At 26.0% G+C, this 1857-nt stretch carries 2 protein-coding genes and 1 pseudogene; 1 reads left to right on the forward strand and 2 read right to left on the reverse strand.

The window, feature by feature from the left end:
• The first annotated feature begins 74 nt into the window (after positions 1 to 74).
• Positions 75 to 890 (forward strand): 3-deoxy-8-phosphooctulonate synthase, encoded by an 816-nt coding sequence (kdsA, locus tag E6A48_RS03345; protein ID WP_219708577.1) that lies wholly within the window; start codon positions 75 to 77, stop codon positions 888 to 890.
• Here kdsA and E6A48_RS03350 read toward each other — a convergent pair whose 3' ends face one another.
• Positions 891 to 1508: a Pr6Pr family membrane protein gene (locus E6A48_RS03350; protein WP_219708579.1), complete on the reverse strand. Its 618-nt coding sequence runs from the start codon at positions 1506 to 1508 to the stop codon at positions 891 to 893.
• Positions 1505 to 1857, reverse strand: a pseudogene (locus E6A48_RS03355) (tRNA dimethylallyltransferase); the annotation flags it as partial. The gene E6A48_RS03350 and the pseudogene E6A48_RS03355, both read right to left, overlap by 4 nt.

Consider the following 1857-nt stretch of genomic DNA (forward strand, 5'->3'; position numbering starts at 1 on the left):
CTCATATTTAATAATAATTGACTTTAATTATTATTAATGTATTATTTATATATAATTTAAAAGGGATTTAAAATATGGTTTTTGATTATAAAGGTATTACAAATAAAAACAAAGAATTAATATTTATAGCAGGTCCTTGTGTTATAGAAAGCGAAGAGATGACTATGAATATTGCTAAAAAATTAAAAGAGATAAAAGATAAACTTAATATACAATTAATATTTAAAGCAAGCTACGATAAAGCAAATAGAACTTCATTATCTTCCTATAGAGGATTAGGAATGAAAGAGGGGCTTGAGATATTACAAAACATAGGAAAAGAGCTTGGGCTTTTAACTATTACAGATATACATGTTCCTACAGAGGCTGAAGTTGCTGCTAAATATGTTGATTTTCTTCAAATACCTGCTTTTTTATGTAGACAAACTGATATGCTTAGAGCTGCTTGCGAAACTAAAAAGGCTGTTAATGTAAAAAAGGGGCAGTTTATAAGCGGTTATGATTGTAAATATATAGCAGATAAATGTATCGATGCAATAGAAGAAAAAAGGCTTTTACTTTGTGAAAGAGGTACTATGTTTGGATATGGCAATTTAGTTGTTGATATGAAGAATATGGAAATAATGAAGAACTATGCTCCTGTGGTTTATGATGCTACACATTCTTTGCAGATGCCTTCTGCTGCTAATGGTGTTTCGGGCGGGGCTAGGGAGTTTATACCTGCTTTACTAAAATCAGCTGTTGCTTTATCTATTGACGGTGTATTTATGGAAGTGCATCCTAATCCTAAAGAAAGCCTTTCAGATTCTAATACTATATTTGAACTTGATAAGGTTGAAGATTTGTGGAGAGATGTATTAAAAATAAATGAACTTGTAAAAAATATGTGATTATTGTTTTTTTGATAGTTTTAATATAAATCTGTCTATAAAAAGTTCAATATATCCTAATATTGTAAAGGCTATAGTAATAAATAAGGCATTTTTTAATACAGTTTTTATTCCATATTTATTTATATCTATAAAAAAGTACGGATAATAACTGCCGTTGGATAATTCGCTTCCGAGTTTTGCTCTTATAAATATGAATAAAAAGTAAATAAGAGGTATGATAAGCCATAGTATAGGGTCTATGTTTTTATATATTCCTTTTTTGTCGAATAAAATATAATCAACTATAGTCATAATAGGAACTATATAATGGAGTATTGTGCTTCTTATAATATCTGCTCTGTTCTCATATCCTCCGCTAAGTAAAAAATGATATATTAAAAATGTAACAGTGATAGACATTGTTATAGTGCCTTTTAATCTTGGCATAAATGTTTTTTGTTTTTTTATTAAATACACTATATCTATAATAAAATAAATTATAACTAAAATATTGCTTTGATATGTAAAATAATATAATGTTTCTATATCTATTTTTTTGTCTTGAGTTATAAGTCCGCTAATTACAGCAAATAGTCCTAATATAATTATTATTAATTTATAAATTATTTTTTTCATTGATTATAAAAATCCATTATTTCTTTTGCAGTATTTTCTATATCTGTTGGTTTTATTCTTTTTATGTTTTCTAATTTTTCATCTTTTCTAAACCAAGTTAATTGCCTTTTAGCAAAATTGCGTGTGTTTTTCTTTATTAATTCTTTAAGCTCATCTAAACTCATAGCATTATTAACTATATAATCATAGCATTCTTTATAGCCTATAGCTTGTATTGAAGTATTAGTTTTATCTACATTGTAATTATTTATAATATATTTTACCTCATCAAGAAGCCCTTTATCAAACATATTATCAACTCTTTTATTTATATTATTATAAAGCTCTTCTCTTTCAATATCTATAATAT

The organism is Brachyspira pilosicoli, assembly GCF_019402445.1.
Taxonomy (GTDB): Bacteria; Spirochaetota; Brachyspiria; order Brachyspirales; family Brachyspiraceae; genus Brachyspira; species Brachyspira pilosicoli_B.

Bases quoted from the DNA above. Each gene is read 5' to 3' on its own strand.
- kdsA (WP_219708577.1), top strand. From the start codon at position 75: ATGGTTTTTGATTATAAAGGTATTACAAATAAAAACAAAGAATTAATA.
- E6A48_RS03350 (WP_219708579.1), bottom strand. From the start codon at position 1,508: ATGAAAAAAATAATTTATAAATTAATAATAATTATATTAGGACTATTT.